Here is a 24,595-nt window from a genome sequence, read left to right as displayed (position 1 = left end):
AGCGTTCACTAGTGGTCAGCACTTCGCCGATCATCTCGCGCTGGCTATCAAGAAACCGATTGAACCCGCGAGCCAGATCGCCCAGCTCATCGGCGCGGCTGGAATCTAACCGATGGGTCAAATCTCCACCACCGCTACCGATGGCCACCAGCGCCGCTGTTACCTGACGAATCGGTCGTACCAGCCCACGGGCCAGCAACACCACCAGCAACAGGCACACCAGGGCCACCGCCAGGCCGATACCGCCGCTCATCCACATGGCGCGACGGGCTTCGGCGTAGATTTGCGACTGTGGCACTTCGGCCACAAGGGTCCAGCCGAGGTCGCGAAGAGGCAGGCTCAATGCCAGGAAATCTTCGCCGTCGCGTACAAAGCTATTATTAGTGGCAGACGCTTTGGAGGTAGAGAGCTGACCCATCACCGCCCGTGCCGCCGGCTCGCCAATCTGTTCGGCCAGGGTACGCTTGCCGCTTAGTTGCGCCTCGGGATGTACCTGGATCAAACCGTCTGAACGCACGAGATAGACCCTGCCACGCTCACCGAAGCTGAAGTTGTGAATCAGCTCGGACAGCTCTTTCATGCTCAGGCCTAACCCGGCAACGCCCACAACTTTCCCTGCCTTCTCGACTTTGAGGTCAATGAAAAGCGCCAATTCTCCGGTGGCCGTGTCGTTGTCGATATTGAGCGTGCGCGGCTGGTCGCTGTCGAGGAAGGCATAAAACCAGGCGTCTTTTGGATTGGAACGACTGAGGGTCCGGTCCAGGCCTTTTTCGTTGAAGTAATGGTTGGACGCCGTACCGACCATCAACGCGGTAAAGGCTTTGTGTTCGGCGCGCACGCCTTCAAGGTAAGTGGTAAACGTGCCGGTCTGGGCACTGTCCTCACCCGCGGCCAGCCAGTCGCGCACCATACTGTTGCTGGCGATGTCCTTGGCGGCGGTGAGGGGTTGGACAAGGATGCGCTCGATATCGTTGCGCATCGCTTCAATGCTCGACGGCAGCGCCTGCTCCACCAGATAGCTCTGGGAGAGGCGATTGACCACCAGGGTATAAACGCCAACCACGAGCAGAATGCTGACCAGCAGGGCGGTGCCCATGCTCAGGATCAACTGCCACTGAATACTGCGTCGCCAGAACTGCATGGAGCACCCCCAAAGAATAAGAGGCTGAAACACTGCAACAGCCATGCCGATTGTATACAACTAAGCCGACAATTTATTCTTTGGTTGTGCGCAAAGCCGATCAGGCCTGATTGATCGTCTTGGAGATCACTTCAACCGTGGCGCTGACTTGCTCTTGGTAACGGTCGAGTTCCTGCTTGTGCCGCTTTTGCATTTCGATCTGCTGGGAACACAGATTCATCGCCGCCAGCACCAGCAGTCGGTCACCGATCAGGGTCGGGTACTTCTTTTTGGTGTCGGCCAGGGCAGCCTTCAACATCAACGCGGCGTCCAGCAGGGTCTGTTCTTCCCCGGCCGGCGCCCTGATCGAATAGTCCTCCCCCAGGATCGAGACGACTTTTACCCCTGCGGCGCCCTGACTCATGCGCTGACCGGGCCAGCGCTGACGCGCTCAACCAGGGCCTGGATGCGGGCCACGGTGGCGCCTTGTTTCTCTTCCTGTTCCATCAGGCTCAGTTGCAGGCTTTCGTTTTCATCCTTGGCCTGGGCCAGTTCGGCGCTCAGGGCCTGGTTGGTGCCGACCAACGCCTGGTTCTGTTGCACAAGGTCGCTGACCAGTTGTTCCAATTGGCTTAGGGTTGCTTCCAACATTTTGATTTTCCGGGCATTTTCAAAGGGCGCGTACGATAAAGAAAAGTCACGGTGGATGCCAGGGTTATACAGGCGCAAGGCCTTGATTTTCCTGACCAGTAACCATTCTCGCGAACTGTAGAGACTGTGATTGGTCAATCTGGTTCCTGCACTTCGTCGACATAGCGCTTGTTTGGAAGAATCAGGAACAACCGGTTGACCCTCGAGTGCGCGGTGATCAATTACAACGCGCTGAATCAGACAGCACCTGTCATCGTTGACCTCCATCGCGAGCAAGCTCGCTTCTACAAAAAGCTTTTTGACAGCATCACATTTCAACAGGTTAGAATCGCTGGCACGCAGACTGCATGGTCAGTTTGTGCCCGCCTTTCAGCCTTCCGGAGTACTGCCTTTGAATGCGACGACCATCAACAGCCTGTTCTTGATCGGCGCGTTGCTGGTAGGTGCGAGCATTCTGGTGAGCTCACTTTCGTCCCGCCTCGGCATCCCGATTCTGGTGATCATCCTGGCCGTGGGCATGGCGGCCGGCGTCGATGGCGGCGGCATTATCTTCGACAACTACCCCACCGCTTATCTGGTCGGCAACCTGGCATTGGCGGTGATCCTGCTGGACGGCGGCCTGCGTACCCGCGTGTCGAGTTTCCGCGTGGCGTTATGGCCGGCGCTATCGCTGGCCACGGTCGGGGTGTTGATCACCACCGGCCTGACCGGCATGGCCGCGGCCTGGCTGTTCGACCTGAACCTGATCCAGGGCCTGCTGATCGGCGCCATTGTCGGCTCCACCGACGCCGCGGCGGTGTTCTCGCTGCTGGGCGGCAAAGGCCTGAACGAACGGGTGACCGCCAGCCTGGAAATCGAATCCGGCAGCAACGACCCGATGGCGGTGTTCCTCACCGTGACCCTGATCGACATGCTTGCCAGTGGCCAGACGGGCCTGCACTGGAGCTTGCTGACCCACCTGCTGCGCGAGTTCGGCATCGGCGGCGTCATCGGCCTCGGCGGTGGCTGGCTGATGCTGCAACTGGTCAACCGGATCAATCTGGCCACCGGCCTCTATCCAATCCTGGTGATTGCCGGTGGCCTGGTGGTGTTCGCCCTGACTAACGCCCTGCATGGCAGCGGCTTTCTGGCCGTGTACCTGTGCGGCCTGGTTATTGGCAACCGTCCGGTGCGCAGCCGCCACGGCATTTTGCACATGCTCGACGGCATGGCCTGGCTGGCGCAGATCGGCATGTTCCTGGTGCTGGGGCTACTGGTCACGCCCCACGACCTGTTGCCGATTGCGATACCGGCACTGGGGCTGGCGCTGTGGATGATCCTGTTTGCCCGGCCATTGTCGGTGATGGTTGGCCTGCTACCGTTCAAGGCGTTCCACGGGCGCGAGAAGGCGTTCATTTCCTGGGTTGGACTGCGCGGTGCGGTTCCGATCATTCTGGCGGTGTTCCCGCTGATGGCTGGCCTGCCCAACGCCCAGCTGTACTTCAACCTCGCCTTCTTTATCGTGCTGGTATCGCTGCTGGTGCAAGGCACAAGCCTGCCGTGGATCGCCAAGCTACTGAAGGTGACCGTGCCGCCCGAGCCTGCGCCAATCTCCCGTTCGGCCCTGGAAGTGCACGTCACCAGCGAGTGGGAACTGTTCGTTTATCGTCTCGGCGCCGAAAAATGGTGCATCGGCTCGCCCCTTCGCGAACTGAAAATGCCGGAAGGCACGCGCATCGCCGCCCTGTTTCGTGGCCAGCAACTGCTCCATCCGTCGGGTAGTACGGTGCTCGAAGTCGATGATTTGCTGTGTGTTATCGGCCATGAACACAACTTGCCGGCCCTTGGAAAACTGTTCAGCCAGGCACCGCAGCGGGGCCTCGATTTGCGCTTCTTCGGCGACTTCGTACTCGAAGGAGACGCCCAGCTGGCTGCGGTTGCCGCCCTGTACGGGTTGAAGGTCGAAGGCATCGATCCGGACATGTCGCTGGGGCACTTCATTGCCCAGAAGGTAGGGGGTGCACCCGTGGTCGGTGACCAGGTTGAATGGAACAACACCATCTGGACCGTTGCGGTCATGGAAGGGAACAAGATCGGCAAAGTGGGCGTCAGATTCCCCGAAGGAAGTCGCCCGGGTCCGGGACTCTTCCTCTAAACTCCATTCTTCGTCTCGTTTTCGATCGGTCTCTATGTCAAGCCTGCGCACCTTTTTCGTCATGGTCCTTTTGGGCCTGAGCCTCTCTATCGGTACATTACAAGCCGCCGAACCGCCCACCCGCGAATCCGTGCAGGCGAGCCTGGACAAGATCGCCGAACGCAAACTGCCGGAAGCCGATCAAAAGGCCCTGCAATCCGTCCTGCAAAGCACGCTGACACAGCTCAACAACCAGCGCGATTACGAGCAGAAGCTGGTCGACCTCAAGCAGCAACTAGCCAGCGCTCCCAAACAGACCATTGAGAACCAGCGTGAACTGGCCCGCCTGAAGGCCAGCAGCGTGCTACCGGTGGCGCAACGCTTTGCCAAAGAGTCGATTCAGCAACTTGAGCAAATGCTCACCGAACGTGCGACCCACCAAAGCGATCTGCAAAAAGCCCTGGGCGACGCCAACAGCCTGATCATTACCGCCCAGACTCGCCCCGAACGCGCCCAAGCGGAAATTTCCGCCAGCCAGACGCGCATCCAGCAGATCAACAACATCCTCAAAGCCGGCAAAGACGCCGGCAAGACTCTGAGTGCCGAGCAGCGCGACCAGCTCAATGCCGAGCTCATGGCACTGAACGCCCTGATCCCGCTACGCCGCCAGGAACTGGCGAGCAACACCCAACTGCAAGACCTGGGTAACAGCCAGCATGATCTGTTATCGGAAAAATCCGATCGCCTGGATCAGGAAATTCAAGAGCTGCAGAACCTGATCAATCAGAAGCGCCTCGCGCAGTCTCAAGAAACAGTCACCCAGCAATCCATCGAAGCACAGAAGGCCGGCGGCAGCAGCCTGCTGGCCATCGAAAGCACGGCCAACCTGAAGCTCTCGGACTACCTGCTCAAAAGCACCGACCGTCTCAACGAAGTCACCCAGAAAAACCTGCAAACCAAGCAACAACTGGACAGCCTGACCCAGAGCGATTCAGCCCTGGACGAACAGATCAACGTGCTCAAGGGCAGCCTGCTGCTCTCCAAGATTCTCTACAAACAGAAACAGGCCTTGCCACGCCTCAGGGTCGACCGTGACCTGGCGGACCAGATCGCCGACATTCGCCTGTATCAATTCGAAGTCAGCCAGCAACGGGAGTTGCTCAGCAACCCGGCCACCTACGTCGACAACCTGCTGTCGTCTCAGCCGCCCGAGCAAGTCACGCCACAGCTGCGCAAAACCCTGCTGGAGTTGGCCACCACCCGTGCCGACCTGCTGGAGCGGCTGAACCGCGAACTGAGCGCGGTGCTCAACGAATCCATCACCCTGCAACTGAACCAGAAGCAACTGCTCAGTACTGCGCAAAGCCTGCGGGCGACACTCGAAGAGCAGATGTTCTGGATTCCCAGCAACAAGCCGCTGGATGTGGAGTGGATGCGTGCTGTGCCGGAACGCCTGAACCGTCAGGTCGATACCCTGCCCTGGGCCTCGAGCCTGAGTGAATTGGTCGACGGCCTGACCCAGCGCCCACTGCTGTTCCTGCCGCTGGCGTTGCTGATTGGCGCGCTGCTATGGCGACGCAAGCAGCTGTATGCCCGCCTGAACAAGGTCCACCAGGACATCGGCCATTTCAAGCGTGACAGCCAGTGGCACACGCCCCAGGCCATTTTGATGAACATCCTGCTGGCGATGCCGGTGTCGCTGGGCCTCGCCCTGTGTGGCCTGGCCCTGCAAATCGACGCCCGCGGGCAGAACGCGAGCATGGGCGCGGCATTGCTGCAAATGGCCGGGGCCTGGCTGGTGTTCTACACCGCCTACCGAATCCTTGCGCCGGGTGGCGTGGCGGAACTGCATTTCCGTTGGGAAAAACCCCAGGTGGAGTTCCTGCGCGGCTGGGTCCGTCGCCTTGGCATGGTGGTGATGGCTCTGGTCGCCGTGGTGGCGGTTGCGGAACTGCAACCGGCGGCACTGGCCGATGACGTGCTCGGCATGCCGGTGGTGCTGATCTGCTACGCCTTGATGACCTTGCTGCTCAGCCGCTTGCTGATCAGCAGCCCGACCCACGAAAACGCCTCGTTGTTCCGCAAGGTCCTGGGCATTCTGTTTACCGCACTGCCGATCGCGTTGTTCGTGGCCGTGTGTTTCGGCTACTACTACACCGCACTCAAACTCAGTGACCGGCTGATCAACACCCTTTACTTGCTGATGTTCTGGCTAGTGATTGAAGCGACCTTCGTGCGCGGGCTGAGCGTGGCGGCACGACGCCTGGCTTACCAGCGCGCCCTGGCCAAACGCCAGGCGGCGAAAGAGGCCGGCGACGGCGAAGCGGTCATCGAAGAACCGACGCTGGATATCGAGAAGGTCAATGAACAATCCCTGCGCCTGATCCGCCTGGCGCTGCTGGGCGGCTTTATCGCCGCGCTGTACTGGGTCTGGGCCGACTTGATCACGGTGTTCTCGTACCTGGACAACGTCACCCTCTACGAATACACCAGCGGCACCGGCGCCAACATGAGCATGGTGCCGATCAGCATCGGCGACATGCTGGGCGCGCTGATCATCATCGGTATTACCTTCGCCCTGGCACGCAACCTTCCGGGCCTGCTGGAAGTGTTCGTGCTGTCGAAGCTGGAACTGGCCCAGGGCAGCGCCTACGCCACCACCACGCTGCTGTCCTACGTGATTGCCGGCGTCGGTTTCGTCTCGACCCTGTCGACCCTCGGCGTGAGCTGGGACAAGTTGCAATGGCTGGTCGCGGCGCTATCGGTCGGCCTCGGCTTCGGCATGCAGGAGATCTTCGCCAACTTCATCTCCGGCATCATGATCCTGTTCGAACGCCCGGTGCGCATTGGTGACACCATCACCATCGGCAACCTGTCGGGCACGGTGAGCAAGATCCGCATCCGCGCCACCACCATCACCGACTTCGACCGCAAGGACATCATCGTCCCGAACAAGACGTTCATTACCGGTCAACTGATCAACTGGTCCCTGACCGATACCATCACCCGGGTCACCCTCAAGCTCGGGGTCGACTACGGCTCGGACCTGGACCTGGTCAAGGAACTGCTGCTCAAGGCCGCACGGGAAAACCCGCGGGTACTCAAGGAGCCCGAGCCGCACGTGTACTTCCTGAACTTCGGCGAAAGCACCCTTGACCACGAACTGCGCATGCATGTGCGCGACCTCGGCGACCGCAACCCGGTGCTTGATGAGGTCAACCGCTTCATCAACCGCGAGTTCAAGAAGCAGCGCATCAACATCTCGTTCCGCCAGATGGAGGTCTACCTCAAGAACCTCCACGGCCAGGAATACAAGATGGTGCCGATCGAGCCGGAAGCGAAAACCATCGTGCCACTGGTCGACGGCAAACCGGTGCAAGAACCGCCTCCCGCCAAACTCGACTAACCGGCCTTTCCCCAGCAGAATGCTCGGACATTCTGCTGGAGCCGGCCCTTGAAAGCCCTCGACGAACTGACCTTCGACAATCGCTTCGACCGCCTGGGCGATGCGTTTTCTGCCCACGTGCTGCCCGAGCCTATCGATAACCCGCGCCTGGTGGTCGCGAGCCCGGCTGCCATGGCGTTACTCGACCTCGACCCCGCCGTGGCCGAAACCCAAGAGTTCGCCGAGCTGTTCAGCGGCCACAAACTCTGGGCTGACGCGATCCCCAGGGCCATGGTCTATTCCGGTCACCAGTTCGGTTCCTACAATCCGCAATTGGGCGATGGTCGCGGCCTGTTGCTGGGCGAGGTGTACAACGAGGCTGGCGAGCATTGGGACCTGCACCTCAAGGGCGCCGGGCAGACGCCCTTTTCGCGCATGGGCGATGGCCGCGCGGTGCTGCGCTCCTCGATCCGCGAGTTCCTCGCCTCCGAAGCCCTGCAGGCCCTGAACATCCCGACCACCCGGGCGCTGTGCGTCATCGGCTCTGACACTCCGGTCTGGCGCGAAAAACAGGAGCGCGCGGCCATGGTCCTGCGCCTTGCACCGAGCCATGTGCGCTTCGGGCATTTCGAATATTTCTACTACACCAAACGGCCCGAGCAGCAGAAAGTACTGGGTGACCATGTCCTGGCCATGCACTTCCCGCAGTGCCTGGAACAAGCGGAACCGTACCTGGCGATGTTCCGTGAAGTGGTCGAGCGCAATGCCGAACTGATCGCCAAGTGGCAGGCCTACGGTTTCTGCCATGGTGTGATGAACACCGACAACATGTCGATCCTCGGCATTACCTTCGACTTCGGCCCATTCGCCTTCCTCGACGACTTCGACGCCAACTTCATCTGCAACCACTCCGACGACCAGGGACGCTACTCCTTCAGCAACCAGGTGCCGATCGGTCAGTGGAACCTCAGCGCCCTGGCCCAGGCCCTGACGCCGTTCATCAGCGTCGAGGCCCTGCGCGAAACCCTCGGCCTGTACCTGCCGCTGTTCCAGGCCCATTACCTGGACCTGATGCGCCGCCGCCTCGGCCTGACCACAGCCGAAGAGGACGACCAGAAATTGCTGGAGCAACTGCTTCAACTGATGCAGAACAGCGGCGTCGATTACAGCCTGTTCTTCCGACGCCTGGGTGAAGAGTCACCCGAATCGGCCGTCGGCCATTTGCGCGATGATTTCGTCGACCTCAAGGGTTTCGATGCCTGGAGCGAGCTCTACGTCGCCCGTGTGGCCCGCGAAGGCGAGGTAAATCAGGACCAGCGTCGCGCCCGGATGCATGCGGTCAACCCGCTGTACATCCTGCGCAACTACCTGGCGCAAAAGGCTATCGATGCGGCGGAAAGTGGCGACTATTCGGAAGTCCGCCGACTGCATGCAGTGCTGAGCACGCCGTTCGAGGAACAACCAGGGATGGAAAGCTACGCAGAGAGGCCGCCGGAATGGGGCAAGCATCTGGAGATCAGTTGTTCGTCGTGAGGCGGGTCAGATAAAGACATCTACCGGCACATTGAATCGCTCGGCCAACCAGCGGATCTGGCGCAGGTTGAGCTGGCGCTTGCCGCTCAGGATTTCGGAGACGACCGACTGAGGGCCGACGCCGGGCAGGTCGCTTTGAGTCAATCCATGTTCGCGCATCATGTATCCAAGCACTTCGGCACCTGTGGCTTCGGGCATAGGGTGATGTTTGTGATCCCATTCCTCAATCCAGTCACCGATGATGTCCACCAGACTCATCAGAGGATGCGACTCGTCAACTCCAGTCATCTCGAGTAACTCGTCGAGTGCCTGCACCAGCGTGTCATAGTCGTCTTCGTTTTTGGGTTTGCGTAGCAATGGCGATACAAACTCCCAGTGCTCGGCCGCGTTTTTGATCATAACGCTCATGCTCTTGCCTCCTTCCATTTACCGCGGTCATATTCGCGGTGATCCAGCACATGCTTGATGTAGATTTTTTGATGCTGATATCGAACATAGGCGATCAGCCGTAATTTGTTACCGCCAATATCGAAAACGTGAAACTCACCGACTTTGTCGGTTGCGGGAAATGAAAATTTCATTTCCGCAAAATCTCTTGGCTTGACGCGCTTTACCATTCGATACCACTGGTCCAGTGCGCTGGCCGCTTGCGGCCACTTTTCCTTGGCGTCCCAGATTCGTCTTTCGGAAAACACTCGCATGCAACATCCTTATCGCGTTTTGCTATGAATGAGTTAATCACAAAGATTTTTTATCGCAAGTTGCGATACACCTAAGCAGACCAACGGTCTCAATCCGATCCTTTTCTCAGCCTAGATTCAACGCCGGTTGCTGCATGATTGAAAATATAAGCAAACGTCTCCAACTAGGTGCTACCAGCTTCCATTTGGATATCGCTCATGACCGACCCACTCCTCATCCCCTGCCCCCACTGCAACGGCCTCAACCGCATTCCCGCCGAGCGCCTCAGCGACCATCCCAAATGCGGACGCTGCAAGGCCGAAGTCCTGCTGAATAAGCCCTTCGAACTCAAGCAAGGTGATTACGCGAGTCAGATCAAGGGCGATCTGCCGCTTTTGGTGGATGTGTGGGCAGACTGGTGCGGGCCGTGCAAGTCGTTTGCGCCGGTATTCGAGCAGGCGGCGGGACAATTGGCGGGCAAGTGTCGGCTGGCCAAGCTCGATAGCGAGGCGAACCAGCAATTGTCGGCGCAGCTGGGGATTCGCTCGATTCCGAGCTTGATTCTGTTCAAGAGCGGCCGGGAAGTTGCGCGTCAGAGCGGCGCGCTTCCTTTACCGCAGCTGATGAGCTGGTTGCGCAGCCAAGGGATTTAAACGATCGCAGCCTGTGTAGGAGCTGCCGCAGGCTGCGGTCTTTTGATCTTCAGGTGTTTTCCAGCAGGTTGTGCAACTCAACAAACTGCTGCGTCAGCTTGTGCCGCGGGTCGAGATGGATCAGCGGCGTGTTTGCCTGATGGGATTCGCGCATGCGCACCGAGCTGCCCAGGTACACCGGCAGCACTGGCAGGCCTTCGGCGATCAATTCGTCGAGGATCTTCTGGGGAAGGCTGGCGCGGGCCTGGAACTGGTTAACCACGATGCCTTCGACTTCCAGGCCTTCGTTGTGGTCATCTTTCAGTTCTTCTATTTCAGCCAGCACACCGTAAAGCGCCTGCCGGGAGAAACTGTCGCAATCAAAGGGGATCAATACACGATCAGCGGCAATTAACGCCGAAACCGCATAAAAATTCAGTGCCGGCGGCGTGTCCAGGTAGATCCGGTCGTAATCTTCATCAAGCTCTTCGAGCAATTTGCGCAGCTTGTTGATCTTGTGCTTGGCCTCAAGTTTGGGCTGCAAGTCCGCCAGCTCGGCCGTGGCGGTGATGACATGGAGGTTGTCGAACGGCGTTTCGTAGATGTCGACCTGGTTCTTCTTGGAGAAAGGCCCGGAGGACAAGGTCTGCTTGAAGAAATCGGCAATACCCATCGGGATATCGTCACCGGTGAGTCCCGTCAGGTACTGAGTGGAGTTGGCCTGGGCATCGAGATCGACCAACAGGGTGCGATAGCCCTCGCTGGCGCTGACCGCCGCCAGATTGCAGGCAATACTGGATTTGCCCACACCACCTTTCTGATTGAACACCACGCGCCGCATTGCAAAACCTCCGTGTATCAAAGAATGACCGAGTGTAGTGGTGCACGGCATGGCTACGCTACCTCGCAGATACAGGGACTACACAGTCATCAGCCTTTTCTTGCCAAAAAAACCGCAGGAGTCTCAACGAACAGAGGCGAAAGCCGACAGACGGGCGATGAAAAAACGCGAATTATTGCCAAACGTTCAGTTTTTGCGAACTGACCGGTACAACTCACTGAGCAAAACGTAACCAGTATTTGCTACACGTTCGTCGCACCGGGATAATGCGCACCACTCGGCGCCAAGCGCCACGCAGGGTGTGCCGTGCCATTGCGCCACTCACCGCGTCAGGAAGCCCGCAAGGGCGGGATTGAATGTCTGTGATCAATTTCAACATCGCCCAGTGGCGCGCTTGGGCCCCGGGGCTTGAAAGCGTGGATGACTGGCAAGCCTGGTGCCGACAACCGTTGATGTTGCCGGCCAGCGATGCCGCACCCGATGTCTCGTTCCTGCCGGCCATGCAGCGTCGGCGGCTCAGCCGTCTGGCGCGGATGGCCTTCAGTGTCGGCTGGCCATTGGCCGAAGGTCGTCAGGACCTGCCATTGGTCTTTGTTTCCCGTCACGGCGAAACCCCGCGCACCTTCGACATTCTCAGCGACCTGGCCGTCGACCAGCCGCTTTCGCCGACCCAGTTCAGCCTGTCGGTGCATAACGCGATCATCGGCCTGTGGTCGATCATGCGCGGTGAAACCAGCGAAATGACCGCCCTGGCCACCGCCGGCGACGGCCTTGAACACGGTATGCTGGAGGCTGCGGCCCTGCTGGCTGAAGGCTCACCCGCGGTATTGCTGGTGGTCACCGAAGAGCAACCGCCGCAGGCCTATTCGGCGTGGATCGACGATGTGCCCTTCCCTTATGCCGTCGGCCTGCTGATTACCCCGGGCAATGACTGGCAGTTGTCTCTGAACAGCGCTACGGATGCGTTGTCCAAAGCTCGCTGGCCGCACGCGTTGAATCTGTTGTGCACGCTGCTTGGCCCGCAAACCACCTGCCAACATGCCTGGAAAAATCGTGTATGGACCTGGCAACGCAACCCGTGACTGAAAAAAACCGCGATGCCTATTACTGGCGCCTGCTGGCCACTGCCGCGAGCTTTGCCCTGTTCGGGTTGGGCGGCCTGTGCCTGCGCCTGGTGATTTTCCCGCTGCTTGCCTGCCTGCCGGGTGATGCCCAGACCCGCCGGTTGCGGGCGCGTCAAACTGTCAGCCGCTGTTTCTGGTTTTTCGTCCGCTTCATGGCTCGCGCCGGCGTGCTGACCTACGAGATTCAAGGCGCGGAAAAACTCGGGCGGCCGGGCCAGATGATTATTGCCAATCACCCATCGCTGATCGATGTGGTGTTCCTGATCGGACTGGTTCGCCACGCCAACTGCGTGGTCAAGCAAAGCCTTTGGGATAACCCGTTCACCCGCACGCCCCTGCGTCGCACCGAATACATCAGCAACGACGGCAGCATGGACATGCTCGATGCCGCCGCCGATGCGCTGAAACAAGGCCAGACCCTGATCATCTTTCCCGAAGGCACGCGCACCCAGCCGGGCCAGGCGCCCGCCTTTCATCGGGGGGGAGCGGCAATTGCCGTGCGCGGTGCGAAAATCCTCACCCCCGTGGTAATCAGGGTCAGCCCGACCACACTGACCAAGGCCGAGCCCTGGTATCGGATCCCCAACCGCCGCGTACACTTCAGTTTCCGCGTCGGGGCCGATATAGACCCCCAGGCCTTCGCAGCGCTAGGCCCGCCCCCCCAGGCCTCGCGCAAGCTCAACGATTATTTGCATTCCTATTTCATTAAGGAGCTCGCCAAAGATGAGCGATCTGAAGACCGTTAGCCTGCTGCATGACATCAAACTGCTGATCATCGACGCCCTTGGCCTCGAAGACATCAGCGCCGAGGATATCGGCGACGATCAGACCCTGTTCGGCGAAGGCTTGGGCCTGGACTCGGTGGACGCCCTGGAACTCGGCCTGGCCATCCAGAAAAAATACGGCATCAAGATCGATGCCGACGCCAAGGACACGCGCAATCACTTCAGTAACGTGGCGAGCCTTGCGGCGTTCGTCACTGCAAAACAGGCAGCTTGAGACCGGACCATGCAAACTCGTGACGACATTTTCAACACCCTGCGCGAAGCCTTGGTCGAGCTGTTCGAACTGGACCCCGAACGGGTGAGCCTCGAATCCAACCTGTACCAGGACCTGGAAATCGACAGCATCGACGCGGTCGACCTGATCGATCACATCAAGCGCCAGACCGGCAAGAAAATCGCGGCCGAAGAATTCAAATCCGTGCGTACCGTCAGCGACGTGGTCGAGGCGGTCTACCGTCTGGTTCAACCGGCCGCATGAGTCGACTGATCGGCCTCGGCCTGCTGCTGGCGGGCTTGCTATACCCTTTTGCGGTGTATTTCGGCATGGAGCATTTCGCCCCGTGGCAGTTCGGCCTGCTGTTGGGCAGCCTGTGGCTGGCCCGCGCGCTGACCGGGAAGCGACGGCCAGGCAGTTCGTGGATGGCTGGCGTGGCCATCCTGTTCTGCCTGTTGCTGGCGCTGTTCGACAGTCCGGTGCTGCTGCGTTGGTATCCGGTATTGATCAGCGGGTTCATGCTGGGACTGTTCGGACTGAGCCTGAAGTACGGCTCGCCGATGGTCGAACGCCTGGCCCGCCTGCGCGAAGCGCACTTGCCGGTCAGGGCCATCCGCTATACCCGCCACGTGACCATCGCCTGGTGCGTATTTTTTCTGTGCAATGGGATCTGCGCTGCAGCCCTGACACTGTGGGCGCCGCTAAGCTGGTGGATGCTGTACACCGGCCTGATCTCCTACGGATTGATAGGCCTGATGTTTGCCATTGAATGGCTAATACGACAACGGGTACGAGGCCGCCCATGAACTGGATAAAACTTGAGCATCTGCTGCTCAAGGCCGAGCCGGAGCGTGCCGTGACGGCCGAACCGCAGCTTGATCACGCACAATTGCGCGAGCAGGCCCTGCGCCTGGCCGCCAGCCTGCAAACCCGGGGGGTGCGGCGCATTGCCGTGCATCTTGAAGACGCCGCCGACCTGGCGATTGCCCTGTTGGGCGCCTGGCGTGCCGGGGCCAGCGTGTTGCTGCCTGCCGACCTGCAACCGCAGACCCGCCAGCGTTGGTCCGGCGAAGTGGATTTATGGCTCACCGATCAGCCCGACGATGCACACCTGGGCGATTACCAGGATCCACCCCTTGGCGCCGCCGCCCTCGACCTTGAGGGCTGCTCGCTGAGCCTGTGCACCTCCGGCTCTAGCGGTGAGCCCAAGCGCATCGAAAAAACCCTGCGCCAACTGGCCAATGAAGTCCAGGCCCTGGAGCGGCTATGGGGCGCCGACCTGGGCTCGACTTGCATCATTGGCAGCGTCGCCACCCAGCACATCTATGGCCTGCTATTCCGGGTACTGTGGCCACTGTGCGCGGGGCGCCCGTTCGTTCGCAGACAACTGGCCTTCCCGGAAGACTTGCAGCGTGCCAGTCGCGAGCACCCGGCCTTCGCCTGGGTTGCCAGCCCGGCCTTGCTCAAGCGCATGGGCGACAACCTCGACTGGCCGGCGCTGAGCGCGGTGCGTCGGGTATTTTCTTCCGGTGGCGCGCTGCCGGCCGAGGCCGCGCAGAGCCTGCATGAGCGCCTGCACCAATGGCCCACGGAAATTTTCGGCAGTTCGGAAACCGGCGGCATAGCCTGGCGCCAGAGCCAGTCACTGTGGCAGCCCTTTGCTGGCGTCCAGTTGAGCCAGGACAACGAGGGTGCTTTGCTCATTGCCTCGCCTTACTTGCCTGACGGTCATATCGAGCACACGGCCGATGCCGCGCGAATCACGGCTGACGGCCGGTTCGAACTGCTCGGACGACTGGACCGGATCGTCAAGCTGGAAGAGAAACGGATCTCCCTGCCGATGCTGGAGCAGGCGCTGATGGCCCACGACTGGGTGGCCGAAGCGCGCCTGGGTGTCGTCCAGGAAAACCGCGCCTCGTTGGGCGCGTTGTTGGTCCTGACTGACGCGGGCCTGCATGTGCTGCGCAATCAGGGTCGACGCACACTCACGGAACAACTGCGTCAACACCTGAGCCTGCATTGTGAAGCCCTGGCCTTGCCCAGACGCTGGCGCCTGCTGCAACAACTGCCGCTGAACGCCCAGGGCAAACTGCCCCAGGCCGACGTCGAAGCCCTGCTGCTGGCACCGCGTCCCAAGACGCCGCAGGTGCTGGAACAGGTCGAAGCCAACGGTGAGTGGAGCCTGCAACTGGCCGTGCCGCCGGATCTTGCCTATTTTAGCGGGCACTTTCCAACGGCTCCGGTGTTGCCCGGTGTGGTGCAGGTGGAGTGGGCGCTGCACCTGGGCCAGCAACTGATGCACCTGCCGGAGAAATTCGCCGGTATGGAAGTGCTGAAGTTCCAGCAACTGGTGCGTCCCGGCGACGAAGTCCAGCTGCACCTGCGTTTCGACCCGACCCGCAACAAATTGTATTTTGCCTACCGCAATGAAACCGCCACCTGCTCCAGTGGGCGGATTTTGTTGGAGACGGCGCATGCATAACCCCTGCGCCATCATCCCGGTCTATAATCACGAAACCGCGATCACCACCGTGGTTGATGCGCTGCTCGCCAGCAAACTGCCGTGCATTCTGGTGGACGACGCCAGCAGCCCGGCCTGCGCCAGGGTGCTCGATCAATTGGCCCAGCGCGACAACGTGCATCTGATCCGCCTCGCCGCTAACCAGGGCAAGGGCGGTGCGGTGATGACCGGTTTTCGAGAAGCATCGCGCCTGGGTTTCAGCCACGCCTTGCAGGTGGACGCCGACGGCCAGCACGACCTGCAGGATGTGCAACGTTTTGTCGAACTCTCGCGCGCCCATCCCGAGGCCGTGATCTGCGGCTATCCGCTATTTGACGACAGCGTGCCCAAGGGTCGTTTGTACGCCCGCTACCTGACCCACGTCATGGTCTGGATCAACACCCTGTCGCTGCAGATTCGCGATTCCATGTGCGGCTATCGCCTCTATCCCTTGCTCCCGGTCCTGGCGTTGATCGAATCGGCGAAGATCGGCAAGCGCATGGACTTCGACTCGGACATCCTGGTCCGTCTGGCATGGCGCGCAACGCCGATGCAATGGCTGCAAACCAGAGTCCATTACCCGCTGGACGGTGTTTCGCATTTCCGCATGTTCCACGACAACGTGCTGATTACGAGCATGCACACCCGGTTGTTCTTCGGCATGCTGCTGCGCTCGCCGGTGATCCTCTGGCGACGGTGGCGAACATGAACGCCGACAAGCAACACTGGGCCGACCGCGAGGAGCGCGGCAGCTTCTGGCTGATGAAATTCACCGCGGTCGCCGCCAGATTGCTGGGTCGTCGACTGCTGAGCCCACTGCTTTACGGCATCGTGTTGTACTTTTTCCTGTTCGGCCGCAGCGCCCGTCATAGTGCCTGGCAGTACCAGCAACGGCTCGCCGACTGGAGCGGTCGCGACGACCTGCGCCCGAGCCATAGGCGGGTGTTCGGCCAGTTCATGGCCTTCGCCGACTCCCTGCTCGACAAGCTCGACGTGTGGAACGGCAAGCTGAGCATCGAGCAAATCGAAATCATTGACCCGGCGCTGCTGCGCAACCAGTTACGCGGCACACGCGGGCAAATGCTGGTGGGCGCACACCTGGGCAACCTCGAAGTCTGCCGCGCACTGGCGGAGATCGGCGAAAAGGTCACCATGAACGTGCTGGTGCACACCAAGCACGCCGAGCGGTTCAACCGTTTGCTGGGCGAAGCTGGTGCGACCAATCTGCGGCTGATTCAGGTCAGTGAACTGGACCCGGTAATCATGCTGCAACTGCACGAACGCCTGGAACGCGGCGAATGGCTGGCGATTGCCGGCGATCGCGTGCCGCTGCACGGCGGGCGTAGCGTGACCGTGGACTTCCTGGGTCACCCGGCAAAATTCCCGCAAGGGCCGTGGCTGCTGGCCGGACTGCTGAAATGCCCGGTCAACCTGCTGCTGTGCCTGAAGAAACCCGATGGCGATTATCGACTGACCCTCGAACCCTTCGCTGACGCGATCACCTGGAAACGCAGCGACCGTGAACAGGTCATTCATCAGTGGGCCTCTCGCTATGCCGAGCGCCTGAGTCACTATTGCCTCGAAGCGCCCCAACAATGGTTCAACTTTTACCCTTTCTGGAAGACCGATGACGACGCCAACGCTTGAGCCTGTAATCTTCGGCGAACGCCCTTTGCGCATCGACGATGTGTTGGCCCTGGCCAACCGCCACGCGCCGACTCAGTTGCAGGGCGACCCCCAGTTCCGCCAGCGCATTGCCAAAGGCGCGCAGTTCCTTGATTCCCTGCTCGACAAGGAAGGCGTGATCTACGGCGTGACCACCGGCTACGGCGATTCCTGTGTGGTGGCGGTGCCGTTGCATCACGTCGAGGCCTTGCCGCGTCATCTGTACACCTTCCACGGCTGCGGCCTGGGCAAGCTGCTTGACGCGCAGGCCACCCGTGCGGTGCTGGCGGCACGCTTGCAGTCGCTGTGCCAGGGTGTATCCGGGGTGCGCGTGGAGCTGCTGGAACGCCTGCAAGCGTTCCTTGAACACGACATCCTGCCGCTGATTCCGGAAGAAGGTTCGGTCGGCGCCAGCGGTGATCTGACGCCGCTGTCGTACGTCGCCGCCACACTGTCCGGCGAGCGTGAAGTGATGTATCGCGGCGAGCGCCGGCAAGCCGCCGATGTGCACCGCGAACTCGGCTGGCAGCCGCTGGTGCTGCGTCCCAAGGAAGCCTTGGCACTGATGAACGGCACCGCCGTGATGACCGGGCTCGCCTGCCTGGCGTACGCCCGCGCCGATTACCTGCTGCAACTGGCCACGCGCATCACCGCGCTGAACGTGGTTGCGCTGCAAGGCAACCCGGAGCATTTCGACGAGCGTCTGTTCGCCGCCAAACCGCACCCGGGGCAGATGCAAGTCGCCGCGTGGCTGCGCAAGGATCTGGCCATCGAAGCGCCGACCGCACCGCTGCATCGTCTGCAGGACCGCTACTCGCTGCGTTGCGCCCCCCACGTCCTCGGTGTGCTGGCCGACAGCCTGAACTGGCTGCGCTCGTTCATTGAAATCGAACTCAACAGCGCCAACGACAACCCGATCATCGATGCCGAGGCCGAGCGAGTGCTGCACGGCGGGCACTTCTACGGCGGGCACATCGCGTTCGCCATGGACAGCCTGAAAAACCTCGTGGCCAACGTCGCCGACCTGCTGGATCGACAACTCGCCCTGTTGGTGGATGAGCGCTACAACCACGGTTTACCCAGCAACCTGTCCGGTGCCACGGCCGACCGCGCCATGCTCAACCACGGCTTCAAGGCCGTGCAGATCGGCACCAGCGCCTGGACCGCCGAAGCGCTGAAAAACACCATGCCCGCCAGCGTTTTCTCGCGTTCCACCGAGTGCCACAACCAGGACAAGGTGAGCATGGGCACCATCGCGGCCCGTGATGCGATCCGCGTGCTGGAACTGACCGAACAGGTCGCCGCCGCCACCTTGCTGGCGGCCAATCAGGGCGTCTGGCTGCGCGCTCAGGCCGAGGATGCGCGACCGCTGCCACCGGCCCTCGCGGCCATGCATGAAGCATTGGCCAAGGATTTCCCGCCGGTCATTGAAGACCGCGCGCTGGAAGGCGAATTGCGCCTGTGCCTGCAACGTATCGCCGCACAACACTGGAGGCTGCATGCGTAGCAAGGGAGTGCTTTACACCGATACGCAAATCCTCGTGCCGTTCTTCGACGTCGACAGGATGAACGTCGTCTGGCACGGCCATTACGTCAAATACCTGGAAATCGCCCGCTGCGCCTTGCTGGACAAGATCGGCCACAACTATACAGCGATGTCCGAGTCGGGCTACGCGTGGCCGGTGATCGATCTGCAATTGCGCTACGTGCGCGGTGCGCAGTTCGGCCAGAAGCTCAACGTGCGCGCCAATCTGGTGGAATGGGAGAACAGGTTGAAGATCAATTACCTGATCAGCGACCTGGAAACCGGCGAACGCCTGACCCGTGGCGTTTCCGTACAGGTCGCCGTCGACATGAGCAATCGCGAAATGCAATTGGCCTCGCCGAAGGTGTTCACCGACGCCGTAGAGAGGGCCCTGCCATGATTTTCTGCCAGCCTCGTTCCCCTGTAGGAGCGAGCTTGCTCGCGATGGTCGTTAACGATGACGCTGGGCGCCTGACACCCCGCGGCGCTCTCAGGATTTTCGCGAGCATGCTCGCTCCTACGGTGTTCTGCGTGTTACTGGGCATTCCAGGGCTGGCCAATGCCTTCGACCTGCAACAGCTCAGCGAGCAACTGGCCAGGCCCGATGTCATCCATGGCCACTTCATCCAGGAAAAACGCCTGCGTGCCCTGCCCCAGCCACTGACCAGCAAGGGCACTTTCGTCCTGGCGAAAAATCACGGTTTGTTGTGGCTGCTGAAAACGCCGTTGCAACAGGACTACCGCATCACCACCACCGGCATTGCCCGGCGTGATGCCAGCGGCTGGCAGATGTTGCCGGGCAAGGGTGCCGGTGCCGAGCAGAACCGCTTGTTCCTCGCCGTTCTGCAAGGCGACAGCAGCGGACTGCAACGGGATTTCGAGCTGTCGCTCAGTGGCGATGCACAGAACTGGACCCTGACGTTGACGCCACGCTCGATGCTACTCAAGCAGGTGTTCAACCAGATCAACATCACCGGCGGCGAACTGGTCCACAGCATCGAGTTGCTGGAAACCCAGGGCGACAGCACGTTGTTGCGCATGCAGGACAGCACCAGCGCGCAACCGTTGAGCGACACGGAGCAACATGACTTTGCCGAGTGAACGCAGGCTGCCGTGGCTGTTCCTGATCCTGCTGCTGGCAGTGCTGGCGCTCGCCGGCTGGCAATGGCGCGACGGCGCTCCGCTGTCGGCCAACCTGATGGAACTGGTGCCCGGCACCGCGCCGGATGCGCTGGAACTGCGCGCCGAACAGCGCATGCAAGAACCGCTGAACCGCGAAATGCTGGTGCTGGTGGGCCACACCGATCGCCAGCAAGCCATTGCCATGGCGCAGACACTGGGGGATCAGTGGCAAGCCAGCGGCCTGTTCGAAAAGGTCCAATGGAACCTGCAGGCCGACCTGCCGGCCCTGCGCACGCAACTGCTGCAAGGCCGACTGGCCATGCTCGCGGCAGAAGATCGCGAGCAGTTGATCGAGCACCCCGATGCCTTTATCCAGCAACGGGTGCAGGCGCTGTTTGACCCGTTCACCGGTTTCAGCCTGGTGCCGAGCCAGGATGACTGGCTGGGCCTGACCGGGCGCATCCAGAACAGCCAGCCACAGCACGGTGCCGTGCAATTGGACCTTGGCAGTGGCGCCTTGATCGCCGAGGCCGATGGCAAGCACTGGGTGCTGTTGCGGGCGCGCACCACCGGCAATGCTTTCGATATGAACCTGCCGCTGCAGGTGGCCGACCTGCTCCAGCACAGCCGTGAGCAGGCCGCCCGGGCCGATGTGCAACTGCTCGCCGCGAGTGGTTTGTTGTACGCGGCCAACGGCCAGCGCCAGGCTTCCCGCGAGATGACCTGGGTCGGTGGCGGTGCCACCGTCGGGATCCTGTTGTTGCTGTTGCTGGCCTTCCGCCGCTGGCGTGTCCTGCTGGCGTTTGTCCCCGTGCTGGTGGGCATGCTGTTCGGCGCGGTGGCCTGCGTGGCACTGTTCGGCCACATGCATGTGATGACGCTGGTGTTGGGTTCGAGCCTGATCGGTGTCGCCGTCGATTACCCGCTGCATTACCTGTCCAAGAGCTGGAGCCTGAAACCCTGGCACAGCTGGCCGGCGCTACGCCTGACCTTGCCGGGCCTGACCCTGAGCCTGGTCACCAGCGCCATCGGCTACCTGGCCCTGGCCTGGACGCCATTCCCGGCGCTGACCCAGATTGCCGTATTCTCGGCTGCGGGTCTGCTGGGTGCCTATCTGTCCGCGGTGTGCCTGTTGCCAGCGCTGCTCAAGGGTGCCGAGCTGCGCCCGGCGCTATGGCCACTGCGGCTTTGCGAGTTTTTACTGGGACGCCGCGAAGCGCTGCTCAGGCATTTGAGCACGCCGGTATTGCTGGCGCTGCTGATCGCTTTTTGTGCCGGCGGCCTGCTGCAGCTCGAGACCCGGAACGACATCCGCCAGTGGGTGGGCGCGCCGCAGCAGTTGACTGACGAAGCGCAGACCATTGCGCGAATCACTGGCTATCAACCCACCAGCCAGTTCTTCCTGGTGCAGGCGGCCGACCAACAGCAATTGCTCGAACGCCAGAGCGCCCTGAGTGAACGTCTGGATCAGTTGGTCAACCTGGAGAAACTCCAGGGTTACCTGTCGCTCAATCAACTGGTCAGCCCGCCCAGCGAACAGCGCAAGGTGCGCGAAGCGTTGAGCAGATTGCCGGCGTTCTGGCAGCCGTTGCTCGATGTCGGCGTACCGGCACAGGCGCTGCAAGCGGAGTTGAGCCAATTGCAAGCACTGCCCGTCGAAGACATCGACAGCGCGCTGGCCGGTCCGTTGGCCGAGCCTTATCGCCTGTTGTGGCTGGGGCCGACCGCTGACGGCGTGGCGGCGATGGTCAGCTTGCAGGGCCTGAACAATCCTGCCCTGTTGCGGGTACAAGCCGAGGATTTGCCAGGCGTGCAACTGGTGGATCGACTGGGCGAGTTGAACAGCGTGTTCGCCGCCACCCAGATAAGTGCCGCCGAACTGAAACTCGCCTCCTGCGTGCTAATCGTGCTGGTGCTTATCCTGCCGTTCGGTCTTGGCGGCGCGCTGCGCATTGTGTCCCTGCCATTGCTGGCGGCATTGTGCAGCCTGGCCAGTCTCGGCTGGCTGGGGCAGCCGCTGACCCTGTTCAGTCTGTTCGGCCTGCTGCTGGTGACGGCGATCAGCGTCGACTACGCCATCCTCATGCGCGAACAGGTCGGCGGCGCCGCCGTGAGCCTGCTGGGTACCTTGCTGGCCGCACTGACCACCTGGCTGTCGTTCGGCCTGCTGGCGGTTTCGAGCACACCCGCGGTGAGCAACTTCGGCCTGTCAGTGAGCCTGGGCCTGATCTTCAGCTTCCTGCTCGCGCCCTGGGCCGGTCGCCAGGTGCATGCCGCCAGCCTCACGGAACCGACAACATGATGATTGCGCTGTTTTGGGCGATGGCCCTGGTACTGTTCGCCGTAGCGACCCGGGTCGGTCGCCATTTCGGCCTGATTCCAATCGTCAGCCAGTTGTTGCTGGCGACCCTCGGCTTGCCATTGCTGATGTACTTCTGGATCGAACCCCAATGGCAACTGAGCGGCGCGGCGCTGGTGTCACCGGCCTGGCTGAAGCATCTCTACAGCCTGAGTTTCGCGCTGCTGCTGGGCTATATCCTCAGCGATGTGATCGATCTGCAACTGGATCGCCAGAGCCTGAAAATCGCCCTGCCGAGTTTCTGCGTTCCGTTCGCCTGCGGCCTGGCCACGGCCATCTGGCTGCTGCCACCGCAACCCTGGATAAGTTCGCTGGCGGTCGGCTTGCTGTTCGCCATTACCGCGATCCCGGTGTTGTACCTGTACCTGCGGCACATCGATTACCCCCACGCCGCCACCCGGCGACTGGTGCAGACCGCGATCATCATCGACCTGGCTTGCTGGACCCTGTTCGCCTTCGCCCAGGGCAGCCTGCATCTGAGCAGCCTGCTGCTACCCTTGGCCGGCGCGTGCCTGCCCGTGCTCCTGCGGTTACTGGGCCTGCGTCAGACGTGGCTGTACAGCCTGGGCTTTTTCGTGTTGCTGGTGGTTGCTGAACACTACAAGCTCAATGCCCTGATTTTCGGCATCGGCTATGTACTGATCATGGCGGCACTCAAGGCGCCGCTGGTCCTGCCGTTGCCGGCGATCTGGATGAGCCGCCTGCAGACGTACATTGCCATTCCCCTGATACTCACGTTCGGTATCGTGCAGATCAACGTGCACAGCGCAATGGACAGCCTCGGCTGGGCGCAGCTGGCGGCCCTGTTGCTGTTGCCGATTGCCAGCAAGCTGCTGGGCAACTGGCTCGGCCTTGGCTGGGCCGGCGCCTCGTTCCAGGGCGCCAGCCGCTGGCGGGAAAGCGTGCTGCTGAATATCCGCGGCTTGAGCGAGATCGTCTTTCTCAACCTGCTACTGCAACAACAGCTCATCAGCCCGGCGCTGTACTTTGCGTTGATGCTGATGGGCCTGGTCGCGACCCTGCTGCCGGCCCTGGCCGGCATGCACCGGATCCCATTGATAGCTGCCGCCCAGGCAAGGAGCCCCCATGCCAACCGTTGAAACGCAACGTCGCCAGATCGTAGTCATCGGCGCAGGTCCGTCGGGCGCCATCGCCGCCGCACTGCTCAAGCGCAAGGGGCATGACGTACTGGTGATCGAGCGCCAGCATTTCCCGCGGTTTTCCATCGGCGAAAGCCTTTTGTCCCACTGCCTGGATTTCGTTGAAGAAGCGGGCATGCTCGACGCCGTCAATGCGGCGGGTTTCCAATTGAAAACCGGGGCCGCGTTCGCCTGGGGCGAGCGCTACAGCACCTTCGATTTCGGCGACACATTCACTCAGGGCAAGCCGACGACTTTTCAGGTCCAGCGCGCCGATTTCGACAAACTGCTGGCTGACCAGGCCGCGTTGCAAGGCGTGGAAATCCGCTATGGCGAGACCATCGTCAGCGTCGATATCGATCAGGCCAAACCGCTGCTCGGCGTACGGCGCGAAGACGGCAGCGAGTACCGCATCGAGGCTGACTTCATGCTCGACGCCAGCGGTTACGGCCGCGTCCTCCCGCGCTTGCTCGACCTTGAAGCTCCGTCGAATTTCCCGGTACGCCAGGCGGTGTTCACCCATGTCGAAGACCATATCGACAAGCCGAATTTCGATCGCACCAAGATCCTCATCACCACCCATCCTGTCCAGCGTGACATATGGTTCTGGACCATTCCGTTCAGCAATGGCCGCTGCTCGGTCGGCGTGGTGGCCGCGGCGGAACACTTCGAGGGCCGCAGCGACAACCTCGACGATTGCCTGCGCGGCTTCATTGCCGAGACCCCGAGCCTGGCCGGGGTGCTGGACAACGCGGTGTGGGACACGCCCGCACGCACCATCGGCGGTTACTCGGCCAATGTGAAAACCCTGCACGGGCCTGGTTTTGCGTTGCTGGGCAATGCGGCGGAATTCCTCGACCCGGTGTTTTCCTCCGGCGTGACCATCGCCATGCGCTCGGCGAGCATGGCTGCCGCGGTGCTGCACCGTCAGCTGCAAGGCGAGTCCGTTGACTGGCAGCGTGAGTTCGCCGAACCGCTCAAGCGCGGGGTCGATACGTTCCGCTGCTACGTCGAGGGCTGGTACGCCGGGACTTTCCAGGACGTGATTTACTACCGTGGTGGCGCTGCGGAAATCCGCCGCATGATCAGCTCGATCCTCGCCGGTTATGCCTGGGACGAGCGCAATCCATTCGTCGCCGAACCGAAACGTCGACTGCGGATGCTGTCAGAACTCTGTGCAAGGGATGCGACATGAGCTACTTGAGC

23 protein-coding genes and 1 pseudogene are annotated in these 24,595 nt (G+C 61.3%); 18 read left to right on the top strand and 6 right to left on the bottom strand.

Going from position 1 to position 24,595, the window contains the following annotated elements; translation table 11 throughout:
• Positions 1 to 52: 52 nt before the first annotated feature.
• From ACA058_RS02125 to ACA058_RS02115, 3 genes and pseudogenes are all read right to left on the bottom strand, one after another.
• A pseudogene (locus ACA058_RS02125) lies at positions 53 to 1,096 on the bottom strand (HAMP domain-containing protein); the annotation flags it as partial.
• A 145-nt stretch (positions 1,097 to 1,241) separates the two neighbouring features.
• Positions 1,242 to 1,544 carry a cell division protein ZapA gene (locus tag ACA058_RS02120; protein ID WP_497637631.1) on the bottom strand — a complete coding sequence of 101 codons (303 nt, stop codon included), beginning with the start codon at positions 1,542 to 1,544 and terminating at the stop codon, positions 1,242 to 1,244.
• Positions 1,541 to 1,771, bottom strand: a complete 231-nt coding sequence (locus tag ACA058_RS02115; protein WP_497637630.1) for a hypothetical protein — start codon at positions 1,769 to 1,771, stop codon at positions 1,541 to 1,543. Before ACA058_RS02115 ends, ACA058_RS02120 begins: the two co-directional genes overlap by 4 nt.
• Positions 1,772 to 2,162: 391 nt before the next feature.
• On the opposite strand from ACA058_RS02115, the gene ACA058_RS02110 reads away from it, so the two are divergent.
• The 3 genes from ACA058_RS02110 to selO are packed head-to-tail and all read left to right on the top strand — an operon-like array spanning position 2,163 to position 8,802.
• Positions 2,163 to 3,905 carry a potassium/proton antiporter gene (locus ACA058_RS02110; protein ID WP_497637629.1) on the top strand — a complete coding sequence of 581 codons (1,743 nt, stop codon included), beginning with the start codon at positions 2,163 to 2,165 and terminating at the stop codon, positions 3,903 to 3,905.
• Positions 3,906 to 3,939: 34 nt separating this feature from the next.
• A complete protein-coding gene (mscK, locus tag ACA058_RS02105; RefSeq protein ID WP_497637627.1) occupies positions 3,940 to 7,290 on the top strand; it encodes a mechanosensitive channel MscK in 3,351 nt (1,116 codons plus the stop codon).
• Positions 7,291 to 7,338: 48 nt separating this feature from the next.
• Positions 7,339 to 8,802 (top strand): protein adenylyltransferase SelO, encoded by a 1,464-nt coding sequence (gene selO, locus ACA058_RS02100; protein WP_497637626.1) that lies wholly within the window; start codon positions 7,339 to 7,341, stop codon positions 8,800 to 8,802.
• Between the two features lie 6 nt (positions 8,803 to 8,808).
• Here selO and ACA058_RS02095 read toward each other — a convergent pair whose 3' ends face one another.
• Both ACA058_RS02095 and ACA058_RS02090 read right to left on the bottom strand, forming a co-directional pair.
• Entirely contained in the window at positions 8,809 to 9,210 is a 402-nt protein-coding gene (locus tag ACA058_RS02095; RefSeq protein ID WP_497637625.1) for a helix-turn-helix domain-containing protein, read from the bottom strand.
• Positions 9,207 to 9,503 (bottom strand): type II toxin-antitoxin system HigB family toxin, encoded by a 297-nt coding sequence (locus tag ACA058_RS02090; RefSeq protein ID WP_497637624.1) that lies wholly within the window; start codon positions 9,501 to 9,503, stop codon positions 9,207 to 9,209. Before ACA058_RS02090 ends, ACA058_RS02095 begins: the two co-directional genes overlap by 4 nt.
• A 198-nt stretch (positions 9,504 to 9,701) precedes the next feature.
• On the opposite strand from ACA058_RS02090, the gene trxC reads away from it, so the two are divergent.
• Entirely contained in the window at positions 9,702 to 10,136 is a 435-nt protein-coding gene (gene trxC / locus ACA058_RS02085; RefSeq protein WP_497637623.1) for a thioredoxin TrxC, read from the top strand.
• Between the two features lie 49 nt (positions 10,137 to 10,185).
• Here trxC and ACA058_RS02080 read toward each other — a convergent pair whose 3' ends face one another.
• Positions 10,186 to 10,956: a ParA family protein gene (locus tag ACA058_RS02080; RefSeq protein ID WP_497637622.1), complete on the bottom strand. Its 771-nt coding sequence runs from the start codon at positions 10,954 to 10,956 to the stop codon at positions 10,186 to 10,188.
• Between the two features lie 356 nt (positions 10,957 to 11,312).
• Between ACA058_RS02080 and ACA058_RS02075 the strand changes: the two genes are divergently transcribed.
• The 14 genes from ACA058_RS02075 to ACA058_RS02010 are packed head-to-tail and all read left to right on the top strand — an operon-like array spanning position 11,313 to position 24,584.
• Entirely contained in the window at positions 11,313 to 12,038 is a 726-nt protein-coding gene (locus ACA058_RS02075) for a beta-ketoacyl synthase chain length factor (RefSeq protein ID WP_497637621.1), read from the top strand.
• Complete coding sequence (locus ACA058_RS02070) at positions 12,014 to 12,826, top strand: lysophospholipid acyltransferase family protein (protein ID WP_497637620.1); 813 nt, start codon at positions 12,014 to 12,016, stop codon at positions 12,824 to 12,826. Before ACA058_RS02075 ends, ACA058_RS02070 begins: the two co-directional genes overlap by 25 nt.
• The gene (locus ACA058_RS02065) at positions 12,804 to 13,079 is read left to right on the top strand and encodes a phosphopantetheine-binding protein (protein ID WP_497637619.1); all 276 of its coding nucleotides are present in this window, start codon (positions 12,804 to 12,806) and stop codon (positions 13,077 to 13,079) included. Before ACA058_RS02070 ends, ACA058_RS02065 begins: the two co-directional genes overlap by 23 nt.
• 9 nt (positions 13,080 to 13,088) lie before the next feature.
• The gene (locus ACA058_RS02060; RefSeq protein WP_497637618.1) at positions 13,089 to 13,343 is read left to right on the top strand and encodes an acyl carrier protein; all 255 of its coding nucleotides are present in this window, start codon (positions 13,089 to 13,091) and stop codon (positions 13,341 to 13,343) included.
• Positions 13,340 to 13,885, top strand: coding sequence for a COG4648 family protein (locus ACA058_RS02055; RefSeq protein WP_497637617.1), 546 nt, complete (start codon positions 13,340 to 13,342; stop codon positions 13,883 to 13,885). The genes ACA058_RS02060 and ACA058_RS02055 overlap by 4 nt, the downstream gene beginning before the upstream one ends.
• The gene (locus tag ACA058_RS02050; RefSeq protein WP_497637616.1) at positions 13,882 to 15,561 is read left to right on the top strand and encodes an acyl-CoA synthetase family protein; all 1,680 of its coding nucleotides are present in this window, start codon (positions 13,882 to 13,884) and stop codon (positions 15,559 to 15,561) included. Before ACA058_RS02055 ends, ACA058_RS02050 begins: the two co-directional genes overlap by 4 nt.
• Complete coding sequence (locus tag ACA058_RS02045) at positions 15,554 to 16,288, top strand: glycosyltransferase family 2 protein (protein ID WP_497637615.1); 735 nt, start codon at positions 15,554 to 15,556, stop codon at positions 16,286 to 16,288. The genes ACA058_RS02050 and ACA058_RS02045 overlap by 8 nt, the downstream gene beginning before the upstream one ends.
• Positions 16,285 to 17,226 carry a lysophospholipid acyltransferase family protein gene (locus tag ACA058_RS02040; RefSeq protein ID WP_497637614.1) on the top strand — a complete coding sequence of 314 codons (942 nt, stop codon included), beginning with the start codon at positions 16,285 to 16,287 and terminating at the stop codon, positions 17,224 to 17,226. The genes ACA058_RS02045 and ACA058_RS02040 overlap by 4 nt, the downstream gene beginning before the upstream one ends.
• Entirely contained in the window at positions 17,207 to 18,751 is a 1,545-nt protein-coding gene (locus ACA058_RS02035; protein WP_497637613.1) for an HAL/PAL/TAL family ammonia-lyase, read from the top strand. The genes ACA058_RS02040 and ACA058_RS02035 overlap by 20 nt, the downstream gene beginning before the upstream one ends.
• Positions 18,744 to 19,169, top strand: a complete 426-nt coding sequence (locus ACA058_RS02030) for an acyl-CoA thioesterase (protein ID WP_497637612.1) — start codon at positions 18,744 to 18,746, stop codon at positions 19,167 to 19,169. Before ACA058_RS02035 ends, ACA058_RS02030 begins: the two co-directional genes overlap by 8 nt.
• Positions 19,166 to 19,870 (top strand): outer membrane lipoprotein carrier protein LolA, encoded by a 705-nt coding sequence (locus ACA058_RS02025; protein ID WP_497637611.1) that lies wholly within the window; start codon positions 19,166 to 19,168, stop codon positions 19,868 to 19,870. Before ACA058_RS02030 ends, ACA058_RS02025 begins: the two co-directional genes overlap by 4 nt.
• On the top strand, positions 19,854 to 22,193 hold the full coding sequence (locus ACA058_RS02020; protein WP_497637610.1) for an MMPL family transporter: 2,340 nt from the start codon (positions 19,854 to 19,856) through the stop codon (positions 22,191 to 22,193). Before ACA058_RS02025 ends, ACA058_RS02020 begins: the two co-directional genes overlap by 17 nt.
• Positions 22,190 to 23,350 carry a cation:proton antiporter gene (locus ACA058_RS02015; RefSeq protein WP_497637609.1) on the top strand — a complete coding sequence of 387 codons (1,161 nt, stop codon included), beginning with the start codon at positions 22,190 to 22,192 and terminating at the stop codon, positions 23,348 to 23,350. The genes ACA058_RS02020 and ACA058_RS02015 overlap by 4 nt, the downstream gene beginning before the upstream one ends.
• On the top strand, positions 23,337 to 24,584 hold the full coding sequence (locus tag ACA058_RS02010; protein ID WP_497637608.1) for an NAD(P)/FAD-dependent oxidoreductase: 1,248 nt from the start codon (positions 23,337 to 23,339) through the stop codon (positions 24,582 to 24,584). The genes ACA058_RS02015 and ACA058_RS02010 overlap by 14 nt, the downstream gene beginning before the upstream one ends.
• The last annotated feature ends 11 nt before the right edge of the window (positions 24,585 to 24,595 follow it).

It is taken from the genome of Pseudomonas sp. LBUM1649 (genome assembly GCF_059716155.1).
Note: the sequence above shows the minus strand (reverse complement) of the source record. Positions and strands in the feature narration are given on the sequence as shown.

Excerpts from the sequence above, each read along its gene's own strand:
- ACA058_RS02090 (WP_497637624.1), bottom strand. The coding sequence starts at position 9,503 with ATGCGAGTGTTTTCCGAAAGACGAATCTGGGACGCCAAGGAAAAGTGG.
- ACA058_RS02080 (WP_497637622.1), bottom strand. The coding sequence starts at position 10,956 with ATGCGGCGCGTGGTGTTCAATCAGAAAGGTGGTGTGGGCAAATCCAGT.
- ACA058_RS02070 (WP_497637620.1), top strand. The coding sequence starts at position 12,014 with ATGGACCTGGCAACGCAACCCGTGACTGAAAAAAACCGCGATGCCTAT.
- ACA058_RS02065 (WP_497637619.1), top strand. The coding sequence starts at position 12,804 with ATGAGCGATCTGAAGACCGTTAGCCTGCTGCATGACATCAAACTGCTG.
- ACA058_RS02045 (WP_497637615.1), top strand. The coding sequence starts at position 15,554 with ATGCATAACCCCTGCGCCATCATCCCGGTCTATAATCACGAAACCGCG.
- trxC (WP_497637623.1), top strand. The coding sequence starts at position 9,702 with ATGACCGACCCACTCCTCATCCCCTGCCCCCACTGCAACGGCCTCAAC.
- ACA058_RS02015 (WP_497637609.1), top strand. The coding sequence starts at position 22,190 with ATGATGATTGCGCTGTTTTGGGCGATGGCCCTGGTACTGTTCGCCGTA.
- ACA058_RS02120 (WP_497637631.1), bottom strand. The coding sequence starts at position 1,544 with ATGAGTCAGGGCGCCGCAGGGGTAAAAGTCGTCTCGATCCTGGGGGAG.
- ACA058_RS02050 (WP_497637616.1), top strand. The coding sequence starts at position 13,882 with ATGAACTGGATAAAACTTGAGCATCTGCTGCTCAAGGCCGAGCCGGAG.
- ACA058_RS02030 (WP_497637612.1), top strand. The coding sequence starts at position 18,744 with ATGCGTAGCAAGGGAGTGCTTTACACCGATACGCAAATCCTCGTGCCG.
- ACA058_RS02040 (WP_497637614.1), top strand. The coding sequence starts at position 16,285 with ATGAACGCCGACAAGCAACACTGGGCCGACCGCGAGGAGCGCGGCAGC.
- ACA058_RS02055 (WP_497637617.1), top strand. The coding sequence starts at position 13,340 with ATGAGTCGACTGATCGGCCTCGGCCTGCTGCTGGCGGGCTTGCTATAC.
- ACA058_RS02095 (WP_497637625.1), bottom strand. The coding sequence starts at position 9,210 with ATGAGCGTTATGATCAAAAACGCGGCCGAGCACTGGGAGTTTGTATCG.
- ACA058_RS02025 (WP_497637611.1), top strand. The coding sequence starts at position 19,166 with ATGATTTTCTGCCAGCCTCGTTCCCCTGTAGGAGCGAGCTTGCTCGCG.
- ACA058_RS02075 (WP_497637621.1), top strand. The coding sequence starts at position 11,313 with ATGTCTGTGATCAATTTCAACATCGCCCAGTGGCGCGCTTGGGCCCCG.
- ACA058_RS02010 (WP_497637608.1), top strand. The coding sequence starts at position 23,337 with ATGCCAACCGTTGAAACGCAACGTCGCCAGATCGTAGTCATCGGCGCA.
- mscK (WP_497637627.1), top strand. The coding sequence starts at position 3,940 with ATGTCAAGCCTGCGCACCTTTTTCGTCATGGTCCTTTTGGGCCTGAGC.
- ACA058_RS02060 (WP_497637618.1), top strand. The coding sequence starts at position 13,089 with ATGCAAACTCGTGACGACATTTTCAACACCCTGCGCGAAGCCTTGGTC.
- ACA058_RS02115 (WP_497637630.1), bottom strand. The coding sequence starts at position 1,771 with ATGTTGGAAGCAACCCTAAGCCAATTGGAACAACTGGTCAGCGACCTT.
- ACA058_RS02020 (WP_497637610.1), top strand. The coding sequence starts at position 19,854 with ATGACTTTGCCGAGTGAACGCAGGCTGCCGTGGCTGTTCCTGATCCTG.
- ACA058_RS02035 (WP_497637613.1), top strand. The coding sequence starts at position 17,207 with ATGACGACGCCAACGCTTGAGCCTGTAATCTTCGGCGAACGCCCTTTG.